Genomic DNA, 25,188 nt, shown 5'->3' on the forward strand with positions numbered 1-25,188 from the left:
CGCGCGGGCGGTACGCGCGGATGCGGGCGGGCCGGCCGGACATGCCCAGCCGCACCGGGCCGCCCGCGGTGGCGGGCCGGTGGTCGCTGGCCGTGGTGCCCGCGACGGACGCGACCCGGCGGGCGCACGCGCGGGCCGAGGCGTTCCTGGAGCGGCACGGCGTGCTGACGCGGGGCGCGCTGGACACCGAGCGGGTGACCGGCGGGTTCAGCGGCGTGTACCGGGTGCTGCGCGCGATGGAGGAGTCCGGGCAGGTCGTGCGCGGGTACGTGGTCGAGGGGCTCGGCGCGGCGCAGTTCGCGGCGCGGGGCGCGGTGGACCGGCTGCGCGCGTCGTCCCGGCCGCCGGGGCAGGAGCACGCAGGCACGCCGGAGGCCGTGGTGCTGGCGGCGGCCGACCCGGCGCAGCCCTACGGCGCGGCCCTGTCGTGGCCGGAGCAGACGGGCGAGGGCAAGCACCGGCCGGGCCGCAAGTCCGGCGCGCTGGTGGTGCTGGTGGACGGGCTGGCCACGCTGTACGTGGAGCGGGGTGGCCGGTCGCTGCTGTCGTTCACCGAGGCGGAGGAGCCGTTGCGCGCGGCGGCCCAAGCCCTGAGCCGCGCGGTGCGGGACGGCTGGCTGGGGCAGCTCGCGGTGCAGCGGGCGGACGGTGAGGTGGCGCTGGGGTCGAGGCTGGCGGGCGTCCTCCAGGAAGCCGGCTTCCGCGCCACGCCCAAGGGCCTGCGGCTCCGGGCGTGAGCGGTGGCGGGCTGGTGGGCAACGGGTAGCGCGGCTGCGCGCGTGAGTGACGCCGGCCGTCAGCGACGGCCGGCGTGAGCGGTGGCCAGCGTCAGCGGTGGGCGTCAGCGGTGGTCGGCGTCAGCGGCTCCGGGTGTGAGCGGCGGGCGTGAGCTGTGGTCGGTGTGAGCGGCGGGCGGCTCAGCGGAACAGGGCGCTGTAGGCGTTGAGCGCGGGTTGGCCGCCCAGGTGCGCGTACAGGACGGCGGAGTCGCGCGGGATCTCGCCGGTGGAGACCAGTTCCACCAGGCCTGCCAGCGACTTGCCCTCGTACACCGGGTCGGTGATCATGCCCTCCAGCCGCGCGCCCAGCTTCATCGCGTCCAGGGTGGACTCACCGGGCACGCCGTAGATGCCCTCGTGGAACCGGTCGTCGAGGACGACGTCGTCGTCCGACACCTCGACGCCCAGCAGGCCGGCCGTGTTCTTGGCGATGCGCACGATCTGGTCGCGCGTGTCGCACGGCTCGGCGGAGGCGTCGATGCCGATGACCCGGCGACCGCTGCCCGCGAACCCGGCGACCATGCCCGCCTGCGTGCTGCCGGTCACCGAGCACACCACCACCGTGTCGAACCGCACGCCCAGCTCGGCCTCCTGCCGCTCGACCTCGGCCGCCCAGCCGGCGAACCCGAGCCCGCCCAGCGGGTGGTCCGACCCGCCCGCCGGGATGGCGTACGGCCTGCCGCCCGCCGCGCGGACGTCCTCGATCGCCTGCTCCCACGCCGGTTTCACGCCGATGCCGAAGCCCGCCTCCACCAGCCGCACCTCGGCCCCCATCAACCGGCTGAGCAGGATGTTGCCCACCCGGTCGTACACCGCGTCCGGCCAGTCGACCCAGCTCTCCTGCACCAGCACGCACTTCAGCCCGGCCCGCGCCGCGGCGGCGGCGACCTGGCGGGTGTGGTTGGACTGCACGCCGCCGATGGACACCAGCGTGTCGCAGCCCGTGGCCAGCGCGTCGGCCACCAGGTACTCCAGCTTGCGGGTCTTGTTGCCGCCGTAGGCCAGGCCGGAGTTGCAGTCCTCCCGCTTGGCCCACACCCGCGCGCCGCCGAGGTGCCTGGTCAACCGCTCCAGCGGGTGCACCGGCGACGGGCCGAAGGTCAGCGGGAAACGCGCGAAATCGCCCAGTGCCACGTCAGTTCTCCTCGAACAGGTCGGCCAACGTCGCCCAGTTCCGCTCGACCAGGCGGGCGGCCAGGTCGGCGTCGGACGCGGCGAAGGCGGTGGTGATCTCGTCGTGCATGGCCACCGAGTGACGGCCGGTCGGCGCGGCGAACCGCAGCCGTTCCAGGCGGCGGACCAGCGGGGTGTAGCGCTCGATGGTGGCCACCACGGCGAAGTTGCCGCTGCGCCGCACCGCCACCGCGTGGAACTCGTCGTCGGCGGCGAGGGCGGCCGGCACGTCGCCCGAGGCGAGGGCGTGGGCGAACGTCGTGTTGGCGGCACGCATGGCGGTCAGGTCCGCCTCGACCACGTGCGGCACGGCCAGCCGGGCGGCGAGCGCGTGCATGGTCTGGATGACGACGTGCGCGTCGCGCACCGCCGCCGTGTCCAACGGCGTGACCCTCGTGTAGCTGTGCGGCTTGGTCTCGACCAGGCCCTCGTCGGTCAACCGCGCCAACGCCTCGCGCACCGGCGTCCGCGACAGCCCGAGCCGCTCGGCCAGCTCCACGTCCTTGATCGGCACGCCGGGCGCCAGGTCGCCGCCCAGGATCGCCTCGCGGATGGCGAGCAACGCCTGGTCGCGGAACAGCGCCCGACTAATATATTGCATACTGGCGGAGTGTAGACGAGTCGTCGAGGGAGCACTACGGGCTGCGAGGTCGGGCCGTGGCGATCACTGACGAGCGGTGGTCGTCATCAGGATCGTTCGTCGGAATCGTGGGCGACCCGTCGGCGCGCGGGCCCGTGACGGGGTTGTCGGGCGGAGGCCGGTTCGGCTAAGCCGGGAACAGAGAGCGTGCGATGGCCCGCACCACGGCCTCCGGGTCGCGATCGGCCCGCGACAGGGCACCGGTGTTCCACAGCGTCGCGAAGCCGTGCACGAGCGACCACGCCGCGACCGACGCCGACTCCGGGTCGGTCTGGTCCGCGACGCCGCCCTCCAGTGCCGCCCCGGACCGGGCACGCGCTTCGACCAGCGCCGGGTCGTCCTCGTGGTACAGGTCGGGCCGGAACATCACCTCGAAGTGCGCCCGGTGCTCGACCGCGAAGCGCACGTAGGAGACGCCCAGCTCGACGATGTCGCCACCCGCCGCCACTGTCGCGTCGAGCGCGTCGGCCAGGAGCGTGAAGCCCTCCGCGGCGAGCGCGGTGAGCAGGCCGGCCTTGTCCTTGAAGTGGTGCACCGGCCCCGCGTGCGACACGCCGACCCGCCGGGCCAGGTCGCGCAGGCCGAGGCCGGACGTGCCGTGCTCGGTGATCACCTCGACGGCCGCGTCCAGGACGGCACGGCGCAGGTCCCCGTGGTGGTACCGGCGTTCCGTGGTCACACCGGAATCCTACCGGCGATCTAGTCATTGACAAGTTGCCTGATCGGAGCCAATCTTGTCACTGTCAAGTTCGCACTCCGGAGGAGCTGCCGTGGCCCCGCTCGTCATCCTCGTGCTCGTCACCCTCGCCGTGGCCGTCCTGCGGGCCGTCGGTGTCACCCGCGTCCCGGCCTGGCCGTTCGCCGTGCAGTGCGGGGTGGCGGCGATGTTCGTCGCGACCGGGCTGGCGCACTTCATCGGCATGCGGGAGCAGCTGATCGCGATGGTGCCGCCCGCCATCCCCGAGCCCGGCCTCGTGATCACGGTGACCGGTGTGCTGGAGCTCCTGGGCGCGGCAGGCGTCCTGTGGCGCCGGACCGCGCCGTGGGCGGCGGCGGGGCTCACCGCGATGCTGGTCGGCATGTTCCCGGCGAACGTCTACGCCGCCGCCAAGGGCCTCTCCCCCTCGTTCGGGGACGCCCTGCTGCCGCGCACGCTGATGCAGATCGTCTTCCTCGCGGCCACGGTGACCGTCCTGGTGCACCACGCGCGCGCCCGCCGCTCCCCTGCCCGGCGCGAGAGCGTGAGCGCCTGATCGTCCACACGCCTCGGCACGGGCGGTCGAGCGCGGGTGACGGCCGGGGATCCGGCTCAGGCCACCAGCCGGTCGGTGACGGCTTGGGCGAAGTCCTTGGACGAGAGCCACCCGTCGCCCACGAGCGGGTCGGCGGCCAGGTCGATCGTGGTGCGGACGACCTTGTCGGCCTTGGCCTGCACGGCGACGCAGACCTGGCGGTGGGTGACCTCGTTCGAGATGCAGTAGGAGTACCGGTCGTCGACGAACGGCGTGGTCCTGCCCAGGTCGTCCTGCGCGTAGAGGTACTCGTCCAGCGGCTGCGGCTCGGTGATGCGGAGGTCCGCGCCGCGGTAGCAGGTCGACGCGGTGCGGGCCTGCTTCACGACGTCCTTGCCGGACACCTCCCGGTACACGGCGCTGTACTGGGTGACGATCGCGGACCGGCGGTCGCCCGACCACGTCCACGTCGCGGTGATGCCCGCGACCGCCTGGCCCGCGGACGGCAGGTCCGGGCACTCGATCAGCTTCCGGACGCCCTCCACCGGCTCACCGGCTTCGACCAACCCCTTGGGCGCGGTGACCTGATCGGGCAGCAGCAGCGCCCGGACCACCGCCGCCGGGTCGGGCGCCGGACCGGCGGGAGCGGGCGTCGCCGCCTCCGAGCCGGCCGAACAACCCGCCACCAGGACAGCGCACAGCGCGACGACGATCGTTCTCACGGCTCTCCCCGGGATGGTGCAAACCGCCGCATCCTAAGTCAAACGATCGTGGAACCCGACCGATCACCGGAACAGCCGCCGGAACCACCGACGGCTGCGCGGCGCTCATCGCCGCCGACCGCAGCCCTGACCGGTCAGCGCGGCGTCAGCACGCAGAACTCGTTGCCCTCCGGGTCGGCCAGCACCACCCACGGCACGTCGATCTGCCCGACGTCCGCGCGCAACGCGCCCGCCGCCTCCAGCCGGGCCACCTCGGTCGGCAGGTCGCCGTCGGCGGGCGGCGCGACGTCGAGGTGCAGCCGGTTCTTCACCGCCTTCGGGTCGGCCACGCGCACGAACTCCAGCGACGGCCCGGCCTCGCGCCGCAACGAGGCGAAGTCGTCCTGCGCGTGCGTCACCGGCAACCCGGTCGGACCGGCCCAGAACGCCGCCTGCGCCCGCGGGTCGAGCGCGTCCACCACGACCGCCGCCACGGGACCGGCGCCCGCGTACTCGTCGCGCTGCTCCAGCACGCAGAACTCGTTGCCCTCCGGGTCGGCCAGCACGACCCACGGCACGTCACCCTGCCTCACGTCGACCGGTCGCGCGCCCAGCTCCACCGCACGCGCCACGATCGCCGCCTGGTCCTCCGGCGACGTCGACGCCAGGTCCAGGTGAACCCGGTTCTTCACCACCTTCGGGTCGGACACCGGCACGAACACCAGGTCCATCCCGTCCGCCAGCGTGACGTCGACCTCGTCCGCGCTCTCGCCGGTGACCGGCGTGCCCAGCAGGGCCGACCAGAACCGGCCGAGCGCGACGGGGTCGGCGGAGTCCACCACGACGTCGTACCACCTCGTTGCCATGACCCGAAGGTAACGTCTGCCCAATGGCGGAGCTGGTTCTTGGTCCGGTGCTGCGGCACGTCGACTCCACTTCGGCGACGGTGTGGGTCGAGACGGACGACGTGTGCGAGGTTGAGGTCGCCGGCCACCGCGCGGAGACGTTCCAGGTCGGGGAACAGCACTTCGCGGTGGTGGCGGTCGAGGGGCTGACGCCCGGCACCACGACGCCGTACGACGTGCGACTGGACGGCGAGCCGGTGTGGCCGCTGCCGGACTCGCCGTTCCCGCCGCCGAGCATCCGCACGACGCCGGTGCGGCGGCTGCTGTTCGGGTCGTGCCGCGCCGCCAAGGGCGAGGGGACGCCGGACAAGCTCGGTCCGGACGCGCTGGACGCCTACGCGCTGCGGATGAAGGACCAGCCGTCGGAGCAGTGGCCCGAGGCGCTCGTGCTGCTCGGGGACCAGGTCTACGCCGACGAGCCGACGCCGAAGATCACGAAGTGGCTGGCCGAGCGCAGACCGGAGCCCGCGGGCGAGGTCGTGTCGTTCCGCGAGTACGCCGAGCTGTACCACGAGTCGTGGGCCGACCCGGAGATCCGCTGGCTGATGTCCGTGGTGCCCACCTCGATGATCTTCGACGACCACGACATCCGCGACGACTGGAACACCTCGCGGACGTGGCGCGAGCAGATGGCGGCCAAGCGCTGGTGGCCCGAGCGCATCCGGGCGGGCCTGGCGTCCTACTGGGTCTACCAGCACCTGGGCAACCTCAGCCCGGAGGAGTTGGCGCAGGACGAGCTGTACGCGAAGGTGCGGGCCAGTGGCGGTGACGTGCAGGCGCTGCTGGAGGACTTCGGGGAGCGCGCCGACCAGGAGGTCGACGGCGGCAAGTCGACCCGGTGGAGCTACCGGCGCGACTTCGGCCGGGTGCGGCTGCTGGTGATCGACACCCGCAGCGGGCGCATCCTGTCCGGGCCGCAGCGGCTGATGGTCGGTGACGAGGAGTTCGACTGGATCGAGGCCAACGCCGTCGGTGACTTCGACCACCTGCTGATCGGCTCGTCGCTGCCGTGGCTGATGCCGCACGGGTTGAGCCACTTCCAGTCGCTGAACGAGCGGATGGCGGGCCTGCCGGGGTGGCGCGGCCGGGTCGGTGAGAAGGTGCGGCAGGTCGCGGACCTGGAGCACTGGCCCGCGTTCCGCGCGTCGTTCGAGCGGATGGCCCGGCTGCTGGAGCGGATCTCGCGGTCCGACGACGCGCCGGGCACGGTGTGCGTGCTGTCCGGGGACGTGCACCACAGCTACGCGGCGCGGGCGACGTTCAAGTCCTCGGTGGACGCGAAGGTGTACCAACTCGTGTGCTCACCGGTGCACAACGACCCGCCGTGGGTGTTCCGGCCCGCGTTCCGGCTGTCGTGGTCGAAGCCGATCGCCCGGGTGCTGCGGTGGTGGGCCGACCGGCGGGGCATCTCGCCCGACCCGGTGGCGTGGCACAAGCTCAGCGGGCCGCACTTCGGCAACTCGGTGGGCGTGCTGGAGATCGACGGCCGCCAGAGCCGCTTCCGCCTGGAGACCGCGACCGCCGACGGTCTGCGGGAAGTCACCTCCATGACGCTCTAGTCCCCCGCGCCTGTTCCGCTGGGTGCGCCCGCCGCCGGGCAGTCGGGTGCCCGACGGCGGACGCACGTCCAGCGGGCCGGCCGCTACTTGGTGGCCAGCCTCAGCAACGCCCACAGCTGGGCGATCGCGTCGTGGTCACCGGTGGTCGGCGGCAGGTCCCGGTCCGGGATCCGGCCCCACAACCAGCGGTAGACCTGCATCGGCGTCCCGGACACCTCGCCGTTCGCCGACGTCGCCTCCTCGTCCGCGACCAACCGGGACACCGCCGGCTCGGGGCCGGTCGTGGCGAGCCAGGCCTTGTCGCCCGCCCGGATCGCCACCGTTCCCTCACGGGTGCCGCGCACGCCGAGGAGGTCCAGCCGGTGCCCCAGCCACAGCGTGAGGATCTCGTCCACGCCGTCCTGGGCCACGTCGTCGTCCACCGGGTCGACCGGCAGCCCGGCCGCCGCCTGCACGTCCATCCGGTGCACGGTCGACTCGTGCGCCAACCTCCGCGCCCAGAAGTTGTGGTTGCGCTCGGCGGGCCACCACGTCTCGCACGGGTCGTCCGGCCCGTGCGCCCGCAACGCCCGCAACAACGGCGGCACGCCCTCGCGCACGTACTCGGGCAACGCCTGCCCCGGCTCCGGGTCCTGCTGCCACACGAGGGGTTGGCTGCCTTCCCTCAGCCACGTCGACACCATCCGGTACGTGCTGCCCACGTGCCGCGCCGTCTCCCCGAGGTTGAGCCCGGGGCACGCGGGCACCTGGCGTTCCGGGCGCTGTCCCTCGGCCGATGCCGCCAGGCGCTCGGCTTCGGCCTCCACTACGTCGATCAGGCGGTCGTAGGCGACCAGTCCCCTGCTCACAGTCCGTCCTCGTACATGATCTCGTCGACCAACTCGGTGAACTGCGCCGCTTGGCGCACCAGGTCGTCGGCTGCGCGCTGGGTGACCTGCCTGGTGATGCCCGCCAGCACGGCCGCGCGCGTCGCCGAGCACTCGGCGAAGAACGCGGACCACTCGCGCAACTCCGGCGCGAGGGAGGACAGCAGGACCCACACGCTGGTCGGCTTGGCCCGGCCCCGGTGGGGTCGGCCCCTGGCCGCCAGCACGGCCGCCGCGGCCCGCATCGCGGCCAGGTAGGCCGTGGCGAAGCGGGTGGGCGGCGACGGGTCCCGTTCGGCCTCGACCAGGCACTCGCGGGCCTGACCGAGCAGGGTCACCGCCGACGCCGGTGGTAGCGGGAGGGGAATGCGGCGGGGGAAGGTCTGAGTCATCTCGCGGCCTCCTCGCGGCGTCGGGACAGCGACGACCGCCGCGGGGAGACGGCGGCACTTGGTGGTGGGGCGCTTCCCCCGCCCCACCACCAAGGCATTGCTCGAACAAACGTTCGAGCCAGACCAGACTATCCTGCCGGCCCGGAACTCCTCAAGCCGACGGCCCGTGGTCTCATGAACAGGTGAGCGCACTCGACCACCCCGGCATCCGCAAGGTGGCCGCCGCACTGTCCGAGGCGGGCCACCACGAAGCCGCTGACGGGATCCGCGTGCTGGCCGACGCCGTCCGCTCCGCCGCCGCGGCGGCCGAGGCCGTGGGCGTGCCGGTCGGCGCGATCGCCAACAGCCTCGTGTTCGCCGCCGTCCGCGACGGCGCAGCCGCACCGCTGCTCGTGCTCACCTCCGGCGCGCACCGGGCGGACACCGACAAGCTGGCCGCCCTCGCGGGCGCGGACTCGATCGAACGGGCCACACCGGAGTTCGTGCGCGAGCACACCGGCCAGGTCATCGGCGGCGTCTCCCCGGTGGGGCACCCGGCGCCGATCCTCACGTTCGTCGACGTCGCCCTGGAGCAGTACGACGTGGTGTGGGCCGCCGCCGGCCACCCGCACGCGGTCTACCCGACGACCTACGCGGGCCTGGTCGACCTGACCGGCGGCACGCCCGCCGAGGTCTCCCGGTGACCGCCGCGCCGTCGCAGCGGATCGTCGCGCTGTCCGCGCGGGAGCTGAACACCCGGCTGGACGAGGCGCTGGCGCTCTACGTGAGCGCGATGGACTACCCGCCCGGCACCGCCGAGCAGCGCGCGCCGATGTGGCTGGCGCACATGCTGCGCGAGGGTTGGCGTTGCGTGGTGGCCCTGGGCGAGAAGGACGAGCTGATCGGCATCGGCTACGGCTACCGCGGCTCGGTCGGGCAGTGGTGGCACGAGCAGGTGCGGCACGGCCTGACCATGGTCGCCGGGCCGGGCGCGGTCGAGGAGTGGATGCGGGACTACTTCGAGCTGACCGAACTCCACGTCCTGCCCCGCGCGCAGGGCCGGGGCGTCGGGGAGCAGCTGCTGCGCAACCTGCTGGAGGGCGTGCCGAGCTCGCGGGTGCTGCTGTCCACACCGGAGGGTCCGAGCAAGGCCTGGCGGCTGTACCGGCGGGTGGGTTTCGTGGACGTGCTGCGGCACTACCAGTTCACCGGCGACCCCCGCCCGTTCGCCGTCCTGGGTCGTGTTCTGCCGATGGAGTGACCCTCTTCGGGAACCGCAAAGCGAAGAGCACAAGCGCTAACCGAAGAGCAAAGAGCAAAGCGTCCTCGCCGGACGGGCAGATCAGCAGGATGACGGGGTTTCGCCGCGATCTCCCGCGCCGTCGTGGGCCGGGGCCCGTGTCATCCCGCCGACCTCCACAAGGGCAACCACACGCGTCAAGGGGGCCGTTCCAGCCCGATGTGCGGTCGGGACGAATGTGCCCCCTTGACACGCGCGGTTGGGCAGAGCCAGGTCGGCGGGATGACACGAACCCCTCTATTCGAAAACCCGCAGTGCACGATCGCCATCGCTCCCACCACCACTTGTCAGAACGCAGGCGATTGGGCGGTGTTCGACGCGGGCAGGTGCCGGAACGCCGGCAAGAGGCTCCGGCAAGGGGCGTGGGCAAGGGGGTGGTGTTCGGGGCGGACAGGTGTCGGATGCCTTCTGCTCGAACAAGGGTTTCGCGTCATCCCGCCGACCTTGCATCGCCCAACCGCGCGGGTCAAGGGGGCACCTGTCGCACTCGGGACCTTGCGCTGGGACGGCCCCCTTGACGCGTGTGGTTGCCCTTGTGGAGGTCGGCGGGATGACGCGGAACCCGACCCACGACGGGACAGCGGATTCCGGCGGAACCCGGTCATCCTGCTGATCTGCCCGTCCGGCGAGGACGCTTGTGCCCTTCGCTCTTCGTCTTCCCGAAACGGTCTTCGGGTCAGAAGGGGGAGACGAAACCGGACGCCTGGAGGTACTTGCCGGCGTTCAGGCCTTCGATCTTGCGCAGCTTGGAGTAGACGACGCGGTCACCGAAGTTGCCCTCCACGGTCCGCACGTGGGTGGCCTTGCGGCCCGTCCGGTCGTACGTGACCTCGACCACCAGGCCGATGTGCGCGTGCATGTCCGGGTAGTTGCCGTAGACCACCGCGTCACCGGGCTCGACGTCGCGCTCCGCGATGTCCTTCCACCGGCCGTTGGCCTTGCCCCACTTCTGCCAGTACGTCGCCCAGTGGCCCTGGTCCAGCACCGACGCGCCGGGAGCGGGGCGCATCGCCGGGCCGTCCGGCACGCCGGCGGTCGACCAGGCCCAGTTGACGAACACGCCGCACCACTCCGCCGGGCGCAGGACGCCCTGGCCGGGGACCTGGTAGCGCTCGGGGTAGTAGTTGCCGTTGCCCTCGCGCTGGCCGACCTCGTGCAGGGCGTGGTCCACGATCTCCTGCCGGATGCGCCACTCGGCCTGGTCCCCGAGCGGTTGCGCCTGGGCGAACGCGGGAGACCCGCCGATCAACAGCGCACCGGCCAACGCCGCACCGAGCGCGGCTCGCTTCGCACGTCTGGTCATCAGGTCCCCCTGCCTAATCGTCCCCGCACGTCCATCCAACACCAGGACCGGTGACCTCGGGGTGAAGCCGAGGTCACCGGATCAAGGTAGGTCAGAGTTCCGCGAGCCGCTCACGGAGCGTGTCCAGGCCCATGGCGCCCATCTCCAAGGCCTGCTTGTGGAAGACCTTGAGGTCGAACGCGTCGCCGTGCCGGGCACGGGCGTCGTCGCGGGCCGCCAGCCACAGCCGCTCGCCCAGCTTGTACGACGGCGCCTGACCGGGCCAGCCCAGGTAGCGGTCGATCTCGTCGCGCACGTGCGCCGGGTCGGTGATGGTGCGGGTGAGCATGAACTCCAGGCCCAGCTCCGGGGTCCACCGCTCGCCCTCGTGGAAGCCGGTGCCCTTCGGGATCTCCAGCTCCAGGTGCATGCCGATGTCGATGATCACGCGGGCCGCGCGGAACAGGTGCGCGTCGAGCATCCCCAGCAGGTCGCCGTCGTCCTCCAGGTAGCCGAGCTCGCGCATCAGCCGCTCGGCGTACAGCGCCCAGCCCTCGCCGTGACCGGACACCCAGCACAGCAGGCGCTGGAACTCGTTGAGCCGCTCCGCCTGGTAGACGGCCGTGGCGACCTGGAGGTGGTGACCCGGCACGCCCTCGTGGTAGACGGTCGAGACCTCGCGCCAGGTGGAGAACTCCTCCTTGCCCTCCGGCACCGACCACCACATGCGGCCGGGCCGGGAGAAGTCCGGCGTGGGGCCGTTGTAGTAGGCGCCGACGCCACCGCCGGGCGGCGCGATGCGGCACTCCAGCTTCATCAGCTCGTCGGGCAGGTCGAAGTGCACGCCGCGCACGTCCAGCAGCGCCTTGTCGGACAGCTCCTGCATCCACGACCGCAGGCCGTCCTTGCCGTGCACCAGGTAGCGCGAGTCGGCGTCCAGCGCGGCGGCGGCCTCCGCGAGCGTGGCGCCCGACTTGATCCGGTTCGCGACCTGCTTCATCTCGGTCTCGATGCGGGTGAACTCGGCCCAGCCCCACTCGTAGGCCTCGGCCAGGTCCAGGCGCGAGCCGGTGAAGAAGCGCGACCACAGCCGGTAGACGTCCTCGCCCACGGCGTCCTTCTTCGGCGCCTTGGGCGCGAGGTCGCGGCGCAGGAACTCGGCCAGGTCGCCGTAGGCCTCGGCGGCGGCCCGCGCGCCGGCCTCCAGCTCCGTGCGCAGCGCGCCGTCCGAGGGGGCGTCGGCGATCAGGTTCGCGAAGAACGACTTGCCGCCGGAGCGGCCCGCCCAGGTGTCGCACTGCTCAGCGACCCGGCTGACCTGCCGCAACGCCGCCACGCGGCCCTTGTCGGCGGAGTACGCCAGGCCCGCGCGCAGGTTCGCCACCGCGTCCGGCACGGCGGTGAGCCGCTTGGCGATCACGGCCCAGTCGTCGGCGGTGTCGGTGGGCATCTGGTCGAAGACCTCGCGCAGCGACTGCACGGGGCTGGCGATGACGTTGAGCCCGCCCTCCATCAGGCCGGCGTCGTGGAGCTCGACCTCCAGGCCGACCCGCTCCTGGAACACGGCCTTGGCGTCGGCCTCCGACTTGTCCGCGGGCTCGGCCGCGTCGACGGCGGCGAGCGCCCTCTGCGCGAGCTCCTTGCGCGCGGCGTGGCCCTCCGGCGAGTAGTCCGTCAGCCGGTCGTCGTGGCCGGGCTTGCCGATGAACGTCGCGACCAACGGGTCCGCTGCCGCGTAGTCGGCTACGAACTGGTTGCTGATGCCGTGCACGCCGGCCGAGGAGGTTGCCATGAGCCGCACGTTACCTCCGGGTCATGTCACCCCAACAGGTAATTAGCCACGCTCACGACCGTGTTCAGCGGTCAACTTTTGACCGCTGCCGGCAGGATGGCCGGGTGTCCAGGGCCTCCGCGCTCCTCCTGCCGGTTCTCCTCCTCGCGCTGTTCTCGCTGACGGGGTGCGTCCGGCTGCACGCCGCGATGGCGCTGTCCTCCGACGACCGCGTGTCCGGTGAGATCACCGCCGCCACGCCGCCGTCCAAGGACAACGACCCCGGCCCGCAGTTGAAGGTGCCCGACGAGCTGGCCAGCCGGGTCACCACCAAGCCGTACAAGGTGGACGACTACGTCGGCACGCAGATGTCGTTCAACGGGTTGACGTTCGACGAGGTGCGGGCGCTGTCCGCGGCGACCAGCGCGTCGTCCAGCCGGTACCAGCTGACGTTCCGGCGGTCTGGCGACCTGGTGACGTTGTCGGGGTCGGTCGACCTGACCCAGGTGCCGCCGGAGCGCGCCGACATCCAGGTGAAGATCAGCTTTCCGGGTGAGGTCGTCGACACGAACGGGCGAGAGGACGACAACGCGACCATCTCGTGGTCCCCGAAGCCCGGCCAGGCCTCGATGCTGACCGCGACGGTCCGGTACGCCGGGGCGAACTCGGTGTCGTACTTCGGCTGGACCATGCTGGTGGCGATCCTGGTCGGCGCGGCCGCGCTCATCGTGCTGGTCCTGGCGATCGTCGCCCACCGGCGCCACTCTGTTTAATGGCCGCTGCTTCGCAGACGGCGGCGAGGTCGCCTGGAAGTCGACCTCGCGGCGGCGGTGGTGCGACCTCGCGGCGCGTGGTGACGGATAGAGGGTGGTGAGGCGAGGTGGTGGGGTGGTTGAGGTAGGTCAGGTGCGAGCGGGGACGAGGCCCAGTCGGCCCACGATCTCGCGCGTCGCCTTCGAGCGGTTGAACGTGTAGAAGTGCAGGCACGGCACGCCCTCCGCGAGCAGCCGCTCCCCCACCTCGGTCACCAGGTCGATGCCGGCCGAGCGGAAGCCCGCCGGGTCGTCGGCGTACGGGTCGAGGCGACGCGCCACCGAGTCCGGCACCGACGAGCCCGACAGCTCCACCGTCTTGGCCAGCGTCCGCGGCGTCGTCAACGGCATCAGACCGGGGATCAGCACCGTGTCGCAGCCCAGCGCCGCCACCCGGTCGCGCAGCCGCAGGAAGTCCTCCGGCTCGAAGAACAGCTGGGCGATGGCGAAGTCCGCGCCCGCCCGCAGCTTGCGGACCAGGTACTTGGTGTCCTCGTCGAGGTCCGTCGACCGCGGGTGGCCGTACGGCGACGCCGCGACGCCCACGCAGAAGTCGCCCAGCTCGCGGCAGAGCCGGACCAGCTCCTCGGCGTAGGTCAGGCCCTCCGGGTGGGCCACCCACTCGCCGTTGGGGTCGCCGGGCGGGTCGCCGCGCACGGCCAGGATGTTGCGCACGCCGACGGCCGCGTACCAGCCGATCACGTTGCGCAGCTCGGCCACCGAGTGGTTGACGAGGGTGAGGTGCGCCATCGGCAGCAGGGTCGTCTCCTGCGCCACCCGGCCGGTGGTGCGGATGGTCCGGTCTCGGGAGGACCCGCCGGCGCCGTAGGTGATGGACACGAACGCCGGGTCGAAGGCCTCCAGCTCGCGGATCGCGCGCCAGAGCACCGTCTCCTCGGCCTCGTCGCGAGGCGGGAAGAACTCGACGGAGAACACGGGGGATCCCCCGTGCAAGCGCTCGACCACCGACGTCATGCCACCAAGCCTAGAGGTAGGTCCGGACAGTGGGAGGAGGCTGTCACTTGATGGGACCAGCCCCCCGGTTGGGCGCGTGGGGGCGGCAGAGGTGACGATAGACGGGTGCCGCCCCACCCGTTGGACCTCGAACTGCCCAAGCATGTCGACGAAGCGCTGGCAGGTTACCTCGCCGAGCGCCGGGCGCTGGGTGCGCGCATGGAGGAGAACTTCACCGGCGCCGTGGACGCGCTGGCCGACTTCGTCCTCGGCGGCGGCAAGCGGATCCGGCCGACGTTCGCGTGGTGGGGCTGGCGGGCCGCGGGCGGCGACCCGGAGGGCGAGCTGGCCGGCGCCGTGCTCACCGCGGTCAGCTCGCTGGAGCTGATCCAGGCGTGCGCGCTGGTGCACGACGACCTGATGGACGCCTCCGAGACCCGTCGCGGCATGCCGACCGTGCACGTCCGGTTCGCCCGCCGGCACCGGGAGCAGGGGTGGCTCGGGGAGCCCGAGCGGTTCGGGTTGGCCGCGTCGGTGCTGATCGGGGACGTGGCGCTGGCCTGGGCGGACGACATGCTGTTCGCCGCCGGGCTGCCCACCGACGCCCTCCAGCGGCTCAGCCTGCCGTGGCGGGACATGCGCACCGAGATGCTGGCCGGCCAGTACCTCGACGTGCTCACGCAGGCGCGCGGCGACAGCTCGCCGGACGCCGCGCTGCGCATCGACCGGCTCAAGACCGCCGCGTACACCGTGGAACGGCCGCTGCACATGGGTGCGGCGATCGGGGGCGCGTCACCGGAGCTGGTGGACGGCCTGCGGTCGTTCGGCACCGACATCGGGGTGGCGTTCCAGCTGCGGGACGACCTGCTGGGCGTGTTCGGCGACCCGGCGGTGACGGGCAAGCCCGCGGGTGACGACCTGCGCGAGGGCAAGCGGACGCTGCTGGTGGCGCTGGGCATGGAGTTCGGCGCGGACGTGCTGCACGAGGCGCTGGGCAAGCCGGACCTGGACGTGGCCATGGTCGACGAGGTCCGCGCGCGGCTGCACGAGGTCGGCGCGGTGGACGCGATCGAGGAGCGGATCGTCGAGCTGACCGAGTCCGCGCTGCGCGCCCTGGACCGCGCGCCGGTCGCGGAACCGGCCGGTGAGCGGCTGGCGGAGCTGGCCATCAGCGCCACGAAGAGGACCTACTGACGATGCGCGCGGTCACCGGGCGCACGGACCACGTCGTCGTGGTCGGCGCGGGGCTGGCCGGGCTGTCCGCGGCGCTGCACCTGCTCGGCGCGGGTCGCCGGGTCACCGTGGTCGAGCGCGACGCCGTGCCCGGCGGCCGGGCCGGGCGGCTGGACCTGGGCGGTTACCGGTTCGACACCGGGCCGACCGTGCTGACCATGCCGGAGCTGGTGGACGAGGCGCTGCACGCGGTCGGTGACTCGCTGCGCGACCGGCTCGACCTGCGGCCCGTCGAACCCGCCTACCGGGCCCGCTTCGCTGACGGCAGCACGCTGGACGTGCACGCCGACGCCGAGGCGATGGAGGCCGAGGTGCGCCGGTTCGCCGGTCCGCGCGAGGCCCAGGGGTACCGGGCGCTGCGCCGCTGGCTGACCGAGCTGTACCGGGTGGAGCGGGAGCGGTTCATCGGGTCGAACTTCGACTCGCCGCTGTCCCTGCTCACGCCGCAGCTGGCGAAGCTGGCCGCGTTGCGCGGGTTCGGGCGGCTCGGGCCGTCGGTGGCGCGGTTCGTGCACGACGAGCGGTTGCAGCGGGTGTTCTCGTTCCAGGCGCTGTACGCGGGCGTGCCGCCGCGCAAGGCCCTCGCCGCGTACGCCGTCATCGCGTACATGGACACGATCGCGGGCGTGTACTACCCGCAAGGCGGGATGCGCGCGCTGCCGGACGCGATGGCCGCGGCGGCCCGGGACGCGGGCGCCGACCTGCGCTTCCAGACCCCGGTGGCGTGGCTGGAGCGCATCGGCGGCCGGGTCACGGCGGTGCGGACCGCGCACGGCGAGCGGATCCCGTGCGACGCGGTGGTGCTGACCCCGGACCTGCCCACGTCGTACCGCCTGCTGGGCCACCACCCGCGGCGACCGCTGCCGATCACGTGGTCGCCGTCGGCGGTCGTGCTGCACGCGGGCGTGGACCGCACGTGGCCGGAGCTGGCGCACCACACCTTGTTCTTCGGTCGGGCCTGGGAGCGGACGTTCGACGAGCTGACCCGCCGGGGCACGCTGATGAGCGACCCGTCGTTGCTGGTCACCGCCCCGCCGGGGCAGGGGATGTTCGTGCTGGCACCCGCGCCGAACCTGCACGCGGGCGCGATCGACTGGGACCGCGTCGGTCCGGCCTACCGCGACGAGCTGGTGGGCGTGCTGGAGGCGCGCGGGCTGACCGGGTTCGGTGACGCGATCGAGGTCGAGCACCTGGTCACGCCGCAGGACTGGGCCGCGATGGGCCTGGCCGCGGGCACCCCGTTCTCGGTCGCGCACACGTTCGCCCAGACCGGCCCGTTCCGGCCGCGCAACCTGGTGCTGGACAACGCCGTGCTGGCCGGCTGCGGCACCACGCCGGGCGTGGGCGTGCCGCCGGTGCTGATCTCGGGCCGGCTCGCCGCCCAGCGGATCACCGGGACCACCGCCACGAGGTCGCGGCGGACGGCGGCGACCCGGCGGACGCACGTCCCGAACTGACCCGCGAGCGCACGTCCCTCGCGAGCGCCGATCCCGCGGACCCCGCCGAGCGCCCGTCGGAGGCCCGTCGGCGCGGCACGCCGGACGTGATGCCGCGCACCTCTGGTGATCGCTGAGCGTGGCGGCGCACACCCCGTCACGACCCTCGACGAGTGACCCGAGGGCCCTCGGCGCAGGTAGGACCGAGCCCACTCGCGGCGGCCGAATACTGCAGGTGGTCACTCCCGGATCAGTCACCCGTGCGACGATCCGTCCGGGTGTGACGGGCCGGTCACCGGACAGCGCCATCACGTGCCGGTGCGCCCCCGCCTTGTGCGACGATGTTGCCGCGATGGCCGCGACCCCGTCCTTCCCACGATCGAGCGCCGCACCTGTCGGGCCGGTGCGGTCGTCGGCTACCCGGGTTCAGGACCGGTCGGACCGCCCCGACCCGGGCGGCATCCCCATCCGCACGATCCTGCTGGGCGTCGGCGGCGTCATGCTGATCGCCCTGGGCGGCACGGGCGCGGGCGCGATCCTCAAGCACGACCCGCTGCTCGCGGACACCTCGCTGAGCTTCATCCGGTACGGCCACGGCCACGACCTGGCCACCGCGGTGCTCTACCTCGGCCTCGGCATGGTCATCTGGTCGTGGGTCCGGCTGGGTCGGATGGTGCGCAACGGGCACGTCGGCAGCGCCGCGGTGCTCACCGCGATCGTGGCCTGGACGTTGCCGCTGCTGTTCGCGCCACCGCTGTTCAGCAAGGACATCTACAGCTACCTGGCGCAGGGCCAGATCGCGCTCAACGGCCTCGACCCGTACGCCGTGGGGCCCGCGGTGCTGCAGAGCCCGCTGTCGGACAACGTGAGCTGGGTCTGGCAGAACACCCCGGCGCCGTACGGGCCGCTGTTCCTGATCCTCGCCGAGGGCGTGGTGTGGGCGACGTCGGGCAGCGTCATCGGCGGCGTGGTGATCATGCGGGTGGTGCTGGCCGTCGGCCTGCTCCTGCTGTGCTGGGCGCTGCCCGGCCTGACCCGCCACCTCGGCGGGCGGCCCGCGGTCGCGCTGTGGGTGGCCGTGGCGAACCCGCTGATGCTGGTGCACCTCATCGGCGGCGCGCACAACGACCTGCTGATGGTCGGCCTGCTGGCCGCCGGCGTGCTGCTGGTGCTGGACCGCAGGCACGTGCTGGGCATCGCGGTGGTGACGCTGGCGTTCGCGGTGAAGGCGACCGCCGTGGTCGCGCTGCCGTTCCTGGTGCTGGTGTGGGCGCGTCGGCTGGGCGGCACGCGCCGGGCGCAGCTCGGCAAGGCCGTGGCGGGCGGTGTGGCCACGTTCGTGGGGGTGTTCGCCGCGACCACCTTCGTGTCCGGCCTGGACCTGGGCTGGATCCCGGCGCTCAGCTCGTCGTCCACGATCGTGAACTGGCTGTCGCTGCCCAGCGCGGTCGGTGACTTCGCGCACACCGCGGTCAACGGGTTCGTCCGGGTCGAGCCGGGCTGGTTCATGACCATCGCCCGCGGCCTCGGCTCGGTGCTGCTGGCCTACATCGCGTGGCGGCAGTGGCGTGCCGCGCAGGACGGCGGCCCTGAGGCGGTGCGCCGGGCGGCGATCACCATGCTGGCCGTGGCCCTGCTCTCCCCCGCCACGCTGCCCTGGTACTTCAGCTGGCCGCTGGTGATGGCCGCGGCGCTGCCGTGGACCACGACCGGGTTGAAGGCGGCGGCGTTCTTCTCCACCTGGATGCTGCTGGTGACCTTCCCCAACGGCGACACGGCCCTGTACTCGTGGGCCTACCTGGTCATGGTCGCGGCGGTGTCGGCGCTGGCGTGCGTGTCGCTGGCCAAGCCCGACCCGTTGCGGCTGTCCGGCAGGTACGTGTGACGGACCTGGCCGCGGCGTACGCCCGTTGCCGCGAGCTGAACGCACGGCACGGCCGCACGTTCTTCCTCGCCACCCGCCTGCTCACGCCCGCGCAACGACCCGCCGTGCACGCGCTGTACGGGTTCGCGCGGTGGGCTGACGAGATCGTGGACAGCGGGCAGTCGGCCGACCCGGCCGGTGAGCTGGAGGACCTGGCGGCGCGGCTGGCCGAGGAGCTGGCGGGCCGGCCCACGGGTCACCCGGTGCTCGCGGCGCTGGTGGACACGGTGCGCCGATACGCGATCGACCCGGTGCTGTTCAGCGACTTCCTGGCGTCCATGCGGATGGACCTGACCGTCACGTCCTACCCGGACTTCGCCGCGCTGGAGCGGTACGTGCACGGCTCGGCGGCCGTGATCGGGCTCCAGCTGCTGCCGGTGTTCGGGACGGTCGTGCCGCGGGCCGAGGCCGAGCCGTCGGCCGCCGCGCTCGGGCGGGCGTTCCAGCTGACGAACTTCCTGCGCGACGTCGGGGAGGACCTCGACCGCGGGCGGGTCTACCTGCCCTCGGACGTGCTGGCCGCCTACGGCGTCGACCGGGAGCTGCTGGCGTGGTGCCGGCGGACCGGGACGCCCGACCAGCGGGTGCGCCGGGCGGTGCGGCACCTGGTCGCGCACACGTTGGCGGTGTACCGGGAGGCCGAGGTGGGTGTGCCGATGCTGCGGCCCGTGTCACGGCCGTGCGTGCGGACCGCGCTCGTGCTGTACCGGGAGATCCTGGACGGGATCGCGGCGGCCGACTACCAGGTGCTGGACCGGCGGGTCGTGGTGCCGACACCGCGCCGGCTGGCGGTCGCCGTGCCGGGCCTGGCGCGGGCGCTGGTGGCGCGGGCCACCGGTCGCTGAGCCGTTGGACCGCTGAGCCGTTGCGACGGGCTGTGGGGAACGGGCGGTGGATGCGTCGCGAGGGGCGGAAACGCGACGTCCGGACGACCCGGTGAGGGTCGCCCGGACGTGGTCGGTCGTCTGGGGTGGTGCGCAGTTCGTCAGAAGCCCAGGGCCTGTGCCCGCCGCTTCACCTCACGGCCGCGGTCGCCGCGCAATGCCTCGATGGGCGTGCCGGGCAGGGTCTCGTCCTCGGTGAACAGCCACCGGAGGATCTCTTCGGTCGAGAAGCCGGAGTCGCGCAGTACCGTGATGGTGCCGGGCAGCCCCTTCACCACGCCTCCGGCGGCGAGGAACTGGGAGGGGACGACGAGGACACCGTTTCGGCGCTCGGCGAGCAGCTGACCGTCGCGCAGCAACTGGTGGACTCGGTTGATCGGCAGGTCAAGACGCTCGGCGACCTCGGGGAGGGGCAGGACCTCCAGGTCGGGAGCCAGCACATCCGCAGCGGCAGGAATCGCACTCACCTGCGTCACGATGCCACAACGACGTTGACGACGCCCTGCGCCAACCGGGTGGTGGCGGTACACCCAGGGGTCGGCTTGTGCACACCCCCTGTTCACCCCGACTTTGACGCGGATCCCACAAGCACGCGTGGGATGCTCCAGCGCACAGCATCGGTCGGCACCACCCACCGTACGATCCACGGCTGTGGAAAGGTCGGCGACGAACGTGATCGGCGGGCTGCTCGAACAACGCTACCGGGTAGGCACCCTGGTGGCGCGGGGCGGCATGTCCACGGTGTACCGCGGTGTGGACACCCGCCTGGAGCGCACCGTGGCCATCAAGGTCATGGACCCCCGGTTCTCCGCCGACCCGCAGTTCGTCGCGCGGTTCGAGCGCGAGGCGCGCGCCGCGGCGAAGCTGCACCACCCCGGCGTGGTGCAGGTCCACGACCAGGGCGTCGACGAGGACCGGGTCTACCTGGTCATGGAGCTGGTCGAGGGCGGCACGCTGCGCGACCTGCTCAACGCGCGCGGCAAGCTGGACGTGGCGCTGGCGCTCACCGTCATCGAGAAGGTCCTCGCGCCGCTGGCCGCCGCGCACCGGGCCGACCTGGTGCACCGGGACGTGAAGCCGGAGAACGTGCTCATCGGGCCGGGCGGCGCGGTGAAGGTCGCGGACTTCGGGCTGGTCCGGGCGATCTCCACGGCCGGCGTGACCAGCGACACCATGATCCTGGGCACGGTCGCCTACCTGTCACCGGAGCAGGTGACCACGGGCACCACGGACGCGCGCAGCGACGTGTACTCGGCGGGCGTGCTGCTGTACGAAATGCTGACCGGCACGCCGCCGTACGTGGGCGACAACGCCATCTCGGTGGCCTACCGGCACGTGAACGACGACGTGCCGCCGGTCCCGGACGTGCCGGCCGAGGTGGCCGAGCTGGTGCGGCGGGCGACCCGCAAGGAGCCGTTCCTGCGGCCCGCGGACGCCGAGTCGTTCCTGTCCGAGGTGGAGACGGCGCGGGCGAAGCTCGGCCTGTCCACCGTGGACGTGCCGGTGCCCTCCGCCGCCGCGCCCGCGGAGGAGGCGACGCAGCACGTGCAGGCGCCGAGCCCCGCCGAGCAGACGGTGCGGGTCGAGCCGGTGCGGGTGGGTGCGGGAGCGCCGTTCGCGGAGCCGACCGTGCCGGTGCACCGGCCGAACCCCCTCGTGCCGGTGTCGGCAGGTCCCCAAGGCACCCGGGCGATCCCCCGCGCGGAGCTGATGACCCCGCCCGACCTCATGCCGGTCGGCCTGCGGCCCCCGACGGGTCCCCAGCCCCCCACGGGTGCCTCGCCCGCGGCCGGCAGACCGCGTCCCAAGAGACAACCGAAGAAGAAGACGCCCGAGCAGCTCCTGGAGGAGATGCGGGCGCGCAGCAAGCGCCAGCTCATCACGTGGCTGAGCGTCGTCGGGGTCGCCGCGATCGTCATCGGCCTGGCCGGCTGGTGGCTCCTGGTCGGCCGGGTCACCACCGTGCCGGACCTGGTCGGCAAGGACGAGGCCACGGCCACCGCGCTGCTGGACGAGGCGTCGCTGAAGAAGACGTTGCGCACCGAGAACAGCGACACCGTGCCCAGCGGGCAGGTGATCAGCAGCGACCCGGCGGCCGGCGCGGAGGCCCGGCGGGGTGACCTGGTGCGGCTCGTGGTGTCCGCGGGCAAGCCGGTGGTGCCGCAGGTCAACGCGGGTGTCGAGGTGGCGGACGCGGAGCGCGAGATCACGTCGGTCGGGTTGAAGACCCAGCTGAACCCCGCCGAAGACGCGTTCAGCGACCGCGTGCCCAAGGGCAAGGTGGTGACGCTGAAGCCCACGCCGGGCACGCCGGTGCCCATCGGGTCGACGGTGACGATCGTGCTGAGCAAGGGCTCGCAGCCCAAGCCGGTGCCGAGCGTGACCGGCAAGACGAAGGACGAGGCGTTCGCGGAGCTGAACGCGGCCGGGTTCGAGCCGGTCGAGGGGCCGACGGAGTTCTCCGACAAGGTCGAGGGCGGCAGGGTGATCCGCACCGACCCGCCGGCGGGCACGAACATGCCGCCGAACAACCGGCGCGTGACCGTCGTGCTGTCGGCGGACTCGGTGACCGTGCCGCAGGTCGAGGGCAAGTCGGTCAAGGAAGCGAAGAAGATCCTGGAGGACGCGGGCCTCAAGGTCGACGTCCAGTTCAACAACCGCGACCGGGCGCGCGTGGTGAACCAGTCCGTGCGGGCCGGTGAGCGCGTGCCGAAGGGCACCAAGGTCACGATCATCGGGGTCTGAGACGAGGCAGCCCCCGGACTCCGCGGGGTCCGGGGGCTGCTTCGCGGCTCAGGGCCTGGTCAGCTGCGCAGCATCTCCGCGACCAGGAACGCCAGCTCCAGCGACTGCTGGGTGTTCAGCCGCGGGTCGCAGGCGGTCTCGTAGCGGCCCGCGAGGTCGAGGTCGGAGATCTCCTGGGCGCCGCCCAGGCACTCGGTGACGTCCTCGCCGGTCAGCTCGATGTGGATGCCGCCGGGGTGGGTGCCCAGGCGCCGGTGCACCTCGAAGAAGCCCTGCACCTCGTCCACGATCCGGTCGAAGTGCCTGGTCTTGTAGCCGGTGGACGCCTCGTGCGTGTTGCCGTGCATCGGGTCGCACTGCCAGATGACCTGGTGGCCGGAGGCGGTGACCTTCTCCACGATCGGGCCCAGCACGTCGCGCACCTTGCCGTTGCCCATGCGGCTGATCAGGGTCAGCCGGCCGGGCTGGTTGTGCGGGTCGAGCCGCTCGACGTACTCGACGGCCATCTCCGGCGTGGTCGACGGGCCGATCTTCAACCCGATCGGGTTGCTCAGCAGCTCCGCGAACGCGATGTGCGCGCCGTCCAGCTGCCGGGTCCGCTCACCGATCCACAGGAAGTGCGACGACAGGTCGTACAGCCTCGGCTGCTCGCCGTTGGTGTCCAGCCGCAGCAGCGCCCGCTCGTAGTCCAGCAGCAGCGCCTCGTGCGAGGCGAAGATCTCGGTGGTGTGCAGCGAGGTGTCGTTCACGCCGCACGCCGACATGAACCGCAGGCCGCGGTCGATCTCGCCGGCCAGCGCCTCGTACCGCTCGCCGGCGGGCGACTGGCGGACGAAGTCCTTGTTCCAGTCGTGCAGGCGGTGCAGGTCGGCCATGCCGGCGGTGGTCATCGCCCGCAGCAGGTTCATCGCCGCGCCCGCGTTGGCGTAGGCGCGGATCATCCGCGACGGGTCCGGCACGCGCGCCTCGGGCGTGGCGACCAGCGAGTTGACGATGTCACCGCGGTAGGACGGCAGGCCGAGCGCGTCGATGCCCGACGAGCGCGGCTTGGCGTACTGGCCGGCGATGCGGCCGATCTTGACCACCGGCAGGCTCGCGCCGTAGGTGAGCACGACGGCCATCTGCAGCAGGGTCCGGACGTTCGCGCGGATGTGCGGCTCGGTGTTGTCCGCGAACGTCTCCGCGCAGTCGCCGCCCTGCAGCAGGAACGCCTCGCCGCGGGCGACCTCGGCCAGGTTGTCGCGCAGCCGGTCGATCTCGGCCGGCACGGTGATCGGCGGCACGCTCTCCAGCACGGCGCGCACGCGGCGCACCTGCTCGGCGTTCGGCCACTCCGGCTGCTGGGCGGCAGGCCTGCCCAGGGCGTCGTCGAGCCGGTCGCGCAGCTCCGGCGGGAGGGGCGGAAGCTCGGGAAGCGTGTCCACGGGCACGTCCACGGTCCAGTTCACACGTTAAAGATAGCCGTCCACATGGAGAGACGGACGCGGGTCCACCTGTGCATTATGTGGACCATGTCCGACACCCGACTGGATGACGACACGGCGGCCAGGCTGCTGTCGACCGCCGTGGAGAACGTCCAGCGGGACTACCCGGTGCACTGGACGCACGTCGTCACCGGTGACGCCGACCTGGTCCCGCAGCGGGCTCTGCACCCGATCTTCGCCGGGTCGTTCGACTGGCACTCGTGCGTGCACCAGACCTGGTTGGCGGTCCGCCTGCTGCGGCTGCGGCCCGAGGTGGCGGGCGCGGACGAGGCCCGCCGGGTGCTGGGCTCGCTGCTCACCGAGGAGCACGCGCGGACCGAGGCGGCGTTCTTCGACGGGCCGAACGGCGGGTTCTGGGAGCGCCCGTACGGGTGGGCGTGGCTGCTGGTGCTCGACGCGGAGCTGCGCACCTGGGACTCGCCGTGGGCGGCGGCGCTGCGGCCGTTGAGCTCGGTGCTGCGTGACCGGTACCTCACCAAGGTGGCGGGCGCGCGGCTGCCGGTCCGGACGGGCACGCACGGCAACACCGCGTTCGCGACCGGGCTGGTGCTCGACGCGGCCCGCGCGGTGGGTGACGAGGAGCTGGCCTCGGTGTGCGCGGAGGCGGCGTTGCGGTGGCACCGCGAGGACGTCGGGTACGGCGGGTTCGAGCCGGACGCGGCGGACTTCCTCTCGCCCGCGCTGACCGAGGCGGACCTGGTGCGGCGGGTGCTGCCGGCCGACGGGTTCACCGCCTGGTTCGAGGCGTTCCTGCCGCACCTGGACGAGGCGCGCTGGAAGGTGCTGCGCGAGCCGGTGCCGGTGGACGACCCCGGTGACGCCCACGGCTCGCACCTGGTCGGCCTGGCGCTGTCGCGGGCGTGGCAGTGGCGTGCCGTCGCGGACGCGCTGCCCGAGGACCACCGGTACGCCGACCTGGCCCGCACGGCCGCCGAGCAGCACCGCGAGACCGGTCTGGAGTTCGTGTTCGGGCACGGCTACTACGCGGAGCACTGGCTGGGCACCTTCGCCGCCTACCTGCACCTGGGCGCGTTCACGGACCGCTGAAGCCCGGCGCTGAGGGACCGGCGGGACCGCGCGTTCACGGACCGGCGAGGCCGGCGGCGGCGTCCCGGCACCGGCGCTCCTCCAGCGGCC

The 25,188-nt window shown here is 72.8% G+C and carries 23 protein-coding genes and 1 pseudogene; 12 read left to right on the top strand and 12 right to left on the bottom strand.

Annotation, left to right across the window (positions count from 1 at the left end; translation table 11 throughout):
- Positions 1 to 737: pseudogene (locus AB0G02_RS09160) on the top strand (DEAD/DEAH box helicase); the annotation flags it as partial.
- 180 nt (positions 738 to 917) lie between these two features.
- Here AB0G02_RS09160 and AB0G02_RS09165 read toward each other — a convergent pair.
- The 3 genes from AB0G02_RS09165 to AB0G02_RS09175 form a co-directional block, all read right to left on the bottom strand.
- Complete coding sequence (locus AB0G02_RS09165; RefSeq protein ID WP_360791679.1) at positions 918 to 1,913, bottom strand: 1-aminocyclopropane-1-carboxylate deaminase; 996 nt, start codon at positions 1,911 to 1,913, stop codon at positions 918 to 920.
- A gap of 1 nt (position 1,914) precedes the next feature.
- Positions 1,915 to 2,553: a GntR family transcriptional regulator gene (locus AB0G02_RS09170; protein WP_360791682.1), complete on the bottom strand. Its 639-nt coding sequence runs from the start codon at positions 2,551 to 2,553 to the stop codon at positions 1,915 to 1,917.
- 166 nt (positions 2,554 to 2,719) lie between these two features.
- Entirely contained in the window at positions 2,720 to 3,271 is a 552-nt protein-coding gene (locus AB0G02_RS09175; protein ID WP_360791685.1) for a TetR/AcrR family transcriptional regulator, read from the bottom strand.
- 91 nt (positions 3,272 to 3,362) lie between these two features.
- On the opposite strand from AB0G02_RS09175, the gene AB0G02_RS09180 reads away from it, so the two are divergent.
- Positions 3,363 to 3,845: a DoxX family protein gene (locus AB0G02_RS09180; RefSeq protein ID WP_360791688.1), complete on the top strand. Its 483-nt coding sequence runs from the start codon at positions 3,363 to 3,365 to the stop codon at positions 3,843 to 3,845.
- Between the two features lie 56 nt (positions 3,846 to 3,901).
- On the opposite strand, the gene AB0G02_RS09185 is transcribed toward AB0G02_RS09180, so the two are convergent.
- Both AB0G02_RS09185 and AB0G02_RS09190 read right to left on the bottom strand, forming a co-directional pair.
- On the bottom strand, positions 3,902 to 4,546 hold the full coding sequence (locus AB0G02_RS09185; RefSeq protein WP_360791691.1) for a hypothetical protein: 645 nt from the start codon (positions 4,544 to 4,546) through the stop codon (positions 3,902 to 3,904).
- 134 nt (positions 4,547 to 4,680) lie between these two features.
- A complete protein-coding gene (locus tag AB0G02_RS09190) occupies positions 4,681 to 5,391 on the bottom strand; it encodes a VOC family protein (protein WP_360791694.1) in 711 nt (236 codons plus the stop codon).
- A gap of 23 nt (positions 5,392 to 5,414) precedes the next feature.
- Between AB0G02_RS09190 and AB0G02_RS09195 the strand changes: the two genes are divergently transcribed.
- Positions 5,415 to 6,989: an alkaline phosphatase D family protein gene (locus tag AB0G02_RS09195; protein ID WP_360791696.1), complete on the top strand. Its 1,575-nt coding sequence runs from the start codon at positions 5,415 to 5,417 to the stop codon at positions 6,987 to 6,989.
- 83 nt (positions 6,990 to 7,072) lie between these two features.
- Here AB0G02_RS09195 and AB0G02_RS09200 read toward each other — a convergent pair whose 3' ends face one another.
- Positions 7,073 to 7,837 (bottom strand): maleylpyruvate isomerase family mycothiol-dependent enzyme, encoded by a 765-nt coding sequence (locus AB0G02_RS09200; RefSeq protein ID WP_360791699.1) that lies wholly within the window; start codon positions 7,835 to 7,837, stop codon positions 7,073 to 7,075.
- Positions 7,834 to 8,247 carry an SAV_6107 family HEPN domain-containing protein gene (locus tag AB0G02_RS09205; protein ID WP_360791702.1) on the bottom strand — a complete coding sequence of 138 codons (414 nt, stop codon included), beginning with the start codon at positions 8,245 to 8,247 and terminating at the stop codon, positions 7,834 to 7,836. Before AB0G02_RS09205 ends, AB0G02_RS09200 begins: the two co-directional genes overlap by 4 nt.
- A 182-nt stretch (positions 8,248 to 8,429) precedes the next feature.
- On the opposite strand from AB0G02_RS09205, the gene AB0G02_RS09210 reads away from it, so the two are divergent.
- A complete protein-coding gene (locus AB0G02_RS09210) occupies positions 8,430 to 8,930 on the top strand; it encodes a YbaK/EbsC family protein (protein WP_360791705.1) in 501 nt (166 codons plus the stop codon).
- Positions 8,927 to 9,487, top strand: a complete 561-nt coding sequence (locus AB0G02_RS09215) for a GNAT family N-acetyltransferase (RefSeq protein WP_360791708.1) — start codon at positions 8,927 to 8,929, stop codon at positions 9,485 to 9,487. The genes AB0G02_RS09210 and AB0G02_RS09215 overlap by 4 nt, the downstream gene beginning before the upstream one ends.
- Positions 9,488 to 10,202: 715 nt before the next feature.
- Here the strand turns inward: AB0G02_RS09215 and AB0G02_RS09220 are convergent.
- Both AB0G02_RS09220 and AB0G02_RS09225 read right to left on the bottom strand, forming a co-directional pair.
- On the bottom strand, positions 10,203 to 10,829 hold the full coding sequence (locus AB0G02_RS09220; RefSeq protein WP_360791711.1) for a hypothetical protein: 627 nt from the start codon (positions 10,827 to 10,829) through the stop codon (positions 10,203 to 10,205).
- A gap of 91 nt (positions 10,830 to 10,920) precedes the next feature.
- A complete protein-coding gene (locus AB0G02_RS09225) occupies positions 10,921 to 12,600 on the bottom strand; it encodes a DUF885 domain-containing protein (protein ID WP_360791714.1) in 1,680 nt (559 codons plus the stop codon).
- A 104-nt stretch (positions 12,601 to 12,704) separates the two neighbouring features.
- On the opposite strand from AB0G02_RS09225, the gene AB0G02_RS09230 reads away from it, so the two are divergent.
- Entirely contained in the window at positions 12,705 to 13,352 is a 648-nt protein-coding gene (locus tag AB0G02_RS09230; RefSeq protein WP_360791717.1) for a DUF3153 domain-containing protein, read from the top strand.
- A 129-nt stretch (positions 13,353 to 13,481) separates the two neighbouring features.
- On the opposite strand, the gene AB0G02_RS09235 is transcribed toward AB0G02_RS09230, so the two are convergent.
- Positions 13,482 to 14,366 (bottom strand): methylenetetrahydrofolate reductase, encoded by an 885-nt coding sequence (locus tag AB0G02_RS09235; RefSeq protein WP_360791720.1) that lies wholly within the window; start codon positions 14,364 to 14,366, stop codon positions 13,482 to 13,484.
- 105 nt (positions 14,367 to 14,471) lie between these two features.
- Between AB0G02_RS09235 and AB0G02_RS09240 the strand changes: the two genes are divergently transcribed.
- The 4 genes from AB0G02_RS09240 to AB0G02_RS09255 all read left to right on the top strand — a co-directional run bounded on the left by AB0G02_RS09240 (position 14,472) and on the right by AB0G02_RS09255 (position 19,783).
- Entirely contained in the window at positions 14,472 to 15,539 is a 1,068-nt protein-coding gene (locus tag AB0G02_RS09240; protein ID WP_360791723.1) for a polyprenyl synthetase family protein, read from the top strand.
- Between the two features lie 2 nt (positions 15,540 to 15,541).
- Entirely contained in the window at positions 15,542 to 17,035 is a 1,494-nt protein-coding gene (crtI, locus tag AB0G02_RS09245) for a phytoene desaturase family protein (protein WP_360791725.1), read from the top strand.
- 331 nt (positions 17,036 to 17,366) lie between these two features.
- Positions 17,367 to 18,899 carry a polyprenol phosphomannose-dependent alpha 1,6 mannosyltransferase MptB gene (gene mptB / locus AB0G02_RS09250; protein ID WP_360791727.1) on the top strand — a complete coding sequence of 511 codons (1,533 nt, stop codon included), beginning with the start codon at positions 17,367 to 17,369 and terminating at the stop codon, positions 18,897 to 18,899.
- Positions 18,896 to 19,783, top strand: coding sequence for a phytoene/squalene synthase family protein (locus tag AB0G02_RS09255; protein ID WP_360791729.1), 888 nt, complete (start codon positions 18,896 to 18,898; stop codon positions 19,781 to 19,783). Before mptB ends, AB0G02_RS09255 begins: the two co-directional genes overlap by 4 nt.
- A 140-nt stretch (positions 19,784 to 19,923) precedes the next feature.
- On the opposite strand, the gene AB0G02_RS09260 is transcribed toward AB0G02_RS09255, so the two are convergent.
- Positions 19,924 to 20,289: an Rv2175c family DNA-binding protein gene (locus AB0G02_RS09260; RefSeq protein WP_360791741.1), complete on the bottom strand. Its 366-nt coding sequence runs from the start codon at positions 20,287 to 20,289 to the stop codon at positions 19,924 to 19,926.
- A 184-nt stretch (positions 20,290 to 20,473) separates the two neighbouring features.
- Here AB0G02_RS09260 and AB0G02_RS09265 point away from each other — a divergent pair, with 184 nt between their 5' ends.
- Positions 20,474 to 22,567, top strand: coding sequence for a PASTA domain-containing protein (locus AB0G02_RS09265; protein WP_360791732.1), 2,094 nt, complete (start codon positions 20,474 to 20,476; stop codon positions 22,565 to 22,567).
- Positions 22,568 to 22,626: 59 nt separating this feature from the next.
- Here AB0G02_RS09265 and AB0G02_RS09270 read toward each other — a convergent pair whose 3' ends face one another.
- The gene (locus AB0G02_RS09270; RefSeq protein ID WP_360791735.1) at positions 22,627 to 24,015 is read right to left on the bottom strand and encodes a class II 3-deoxy-7-phosphoheptulonate synthase; all 1,389 of its coding nucleotides are present in this window, start codon (positions 24,013 to 24,015) and stop codon (positions 22,627 to 22,629) included.
- Positions 24,016 to 24,078: 63 nt separating this feature from the next.
- Here AB0G02_RS09270 and AB0G02_RS09275 point away from each other — a divergent pair, with 63 nt between their 5' ends.
- Positions 24,079 to 25,098 (top strand): DUF2891 domain-containing protein, encoded by a 1,020-nt coding sequence (locus tag AB0G02_RS09275; RefSeq protein ID WP_360791738.1) that lies wholly within the window; start codon positions 24,079 to 24,081, stop codon positions 25,096 to 25,098.
- Positions 25,099 to 25,188 lie beyond the last annotated feature (90 nt).

The organism is Actinosynnema sp. NPDC023658 (assembly GCF_040639995.1).
In the GTDB taxonomy this organism is placed as follows: Bacteria; Actinomycetota; Actinomycetes; order Mycobacteriales; family Pseudonocardiaceae; genus Actinosynnema.

What these genes read in the sequence shown, in the direction of transcription:
- AB0G02_RS09170 (WP_360791682.1), bottom strand. Translation starts at nt 2,553, where the DNA reads ATGCAATATATTAGTCGGGCGCTGTTCCGCGACCAGGCGTTGCTCGCC.
- AB0G02_RS09275 (WP_360791738.1), top strand. Translation starts at nt 24,079, where the DNA reads ATGTCCGACACCCGACTGGATGACGACACGGCGGCCAGGCTGCTGTCG.
- AB0G02_RS09190 (WP_360791694.1), bottom strand. Translation starts at nt 5,391, where the DNA reads ATGGCAACGAGGTGGTACGACGTCGTGGTGGACTCCGCCGACCCCGTC.
- mptB (WP_360791727.1), top strand. Translation starts at nt 17,367, where the DNA reads ATGGCCGCGACCCCGTCCTTCCCACGATCGAGCGCCGCACCTGTCGGG.
- crtI (WP_360791725.1), top strand. Translation starts at nt 15,542, where the DNA reads ATGCGCGCGGTCACCGGGCGCACGGACCACGTCGTCGTGGTCGGCGCG.
- AB0G02_RS09195 (WP_360791696.1), top strand. Translation starts at nt 5,415, where the DNA reads ATGGCGGAGCTGGTTCTTGGTCCGGTGCTGCGGCACGTCGACTCCACT.
- AB0G02_RS09205 (WP_360791702.1), bottom strand. Translation starts at nt 8,247, where the DNA reads ATGACTCAGACCTTCCCCCGCCGCATTCCCCTCCCGCTACCACCGGCG.
- AB0G02_RS09225 (WP_360791714.1), bottom strand. Translation starts at nt 12,600, where the DNA reads ATGGCAACCTCCTCGGCCGGCGTGCACGGCATCAGCAACCAGTTCGTA.
- AB0G02_RS09220 (WP_360791711.1), bottom strand. Translation starts at nt 10,829, where the DNA reads ATGACCAGACGTGCGAAGCGAGCCGCGCTCGGTGCGGCGTTGGCCGGT.
- AB0G02_RS09235 (WP_360791720.1), bottom strand. Translation starts at nt 14,366, where the DNA reads ATGACGTCGGTGGTCGAGCGCTTGCACGGGGGATCCCCCGTGTTCTCC.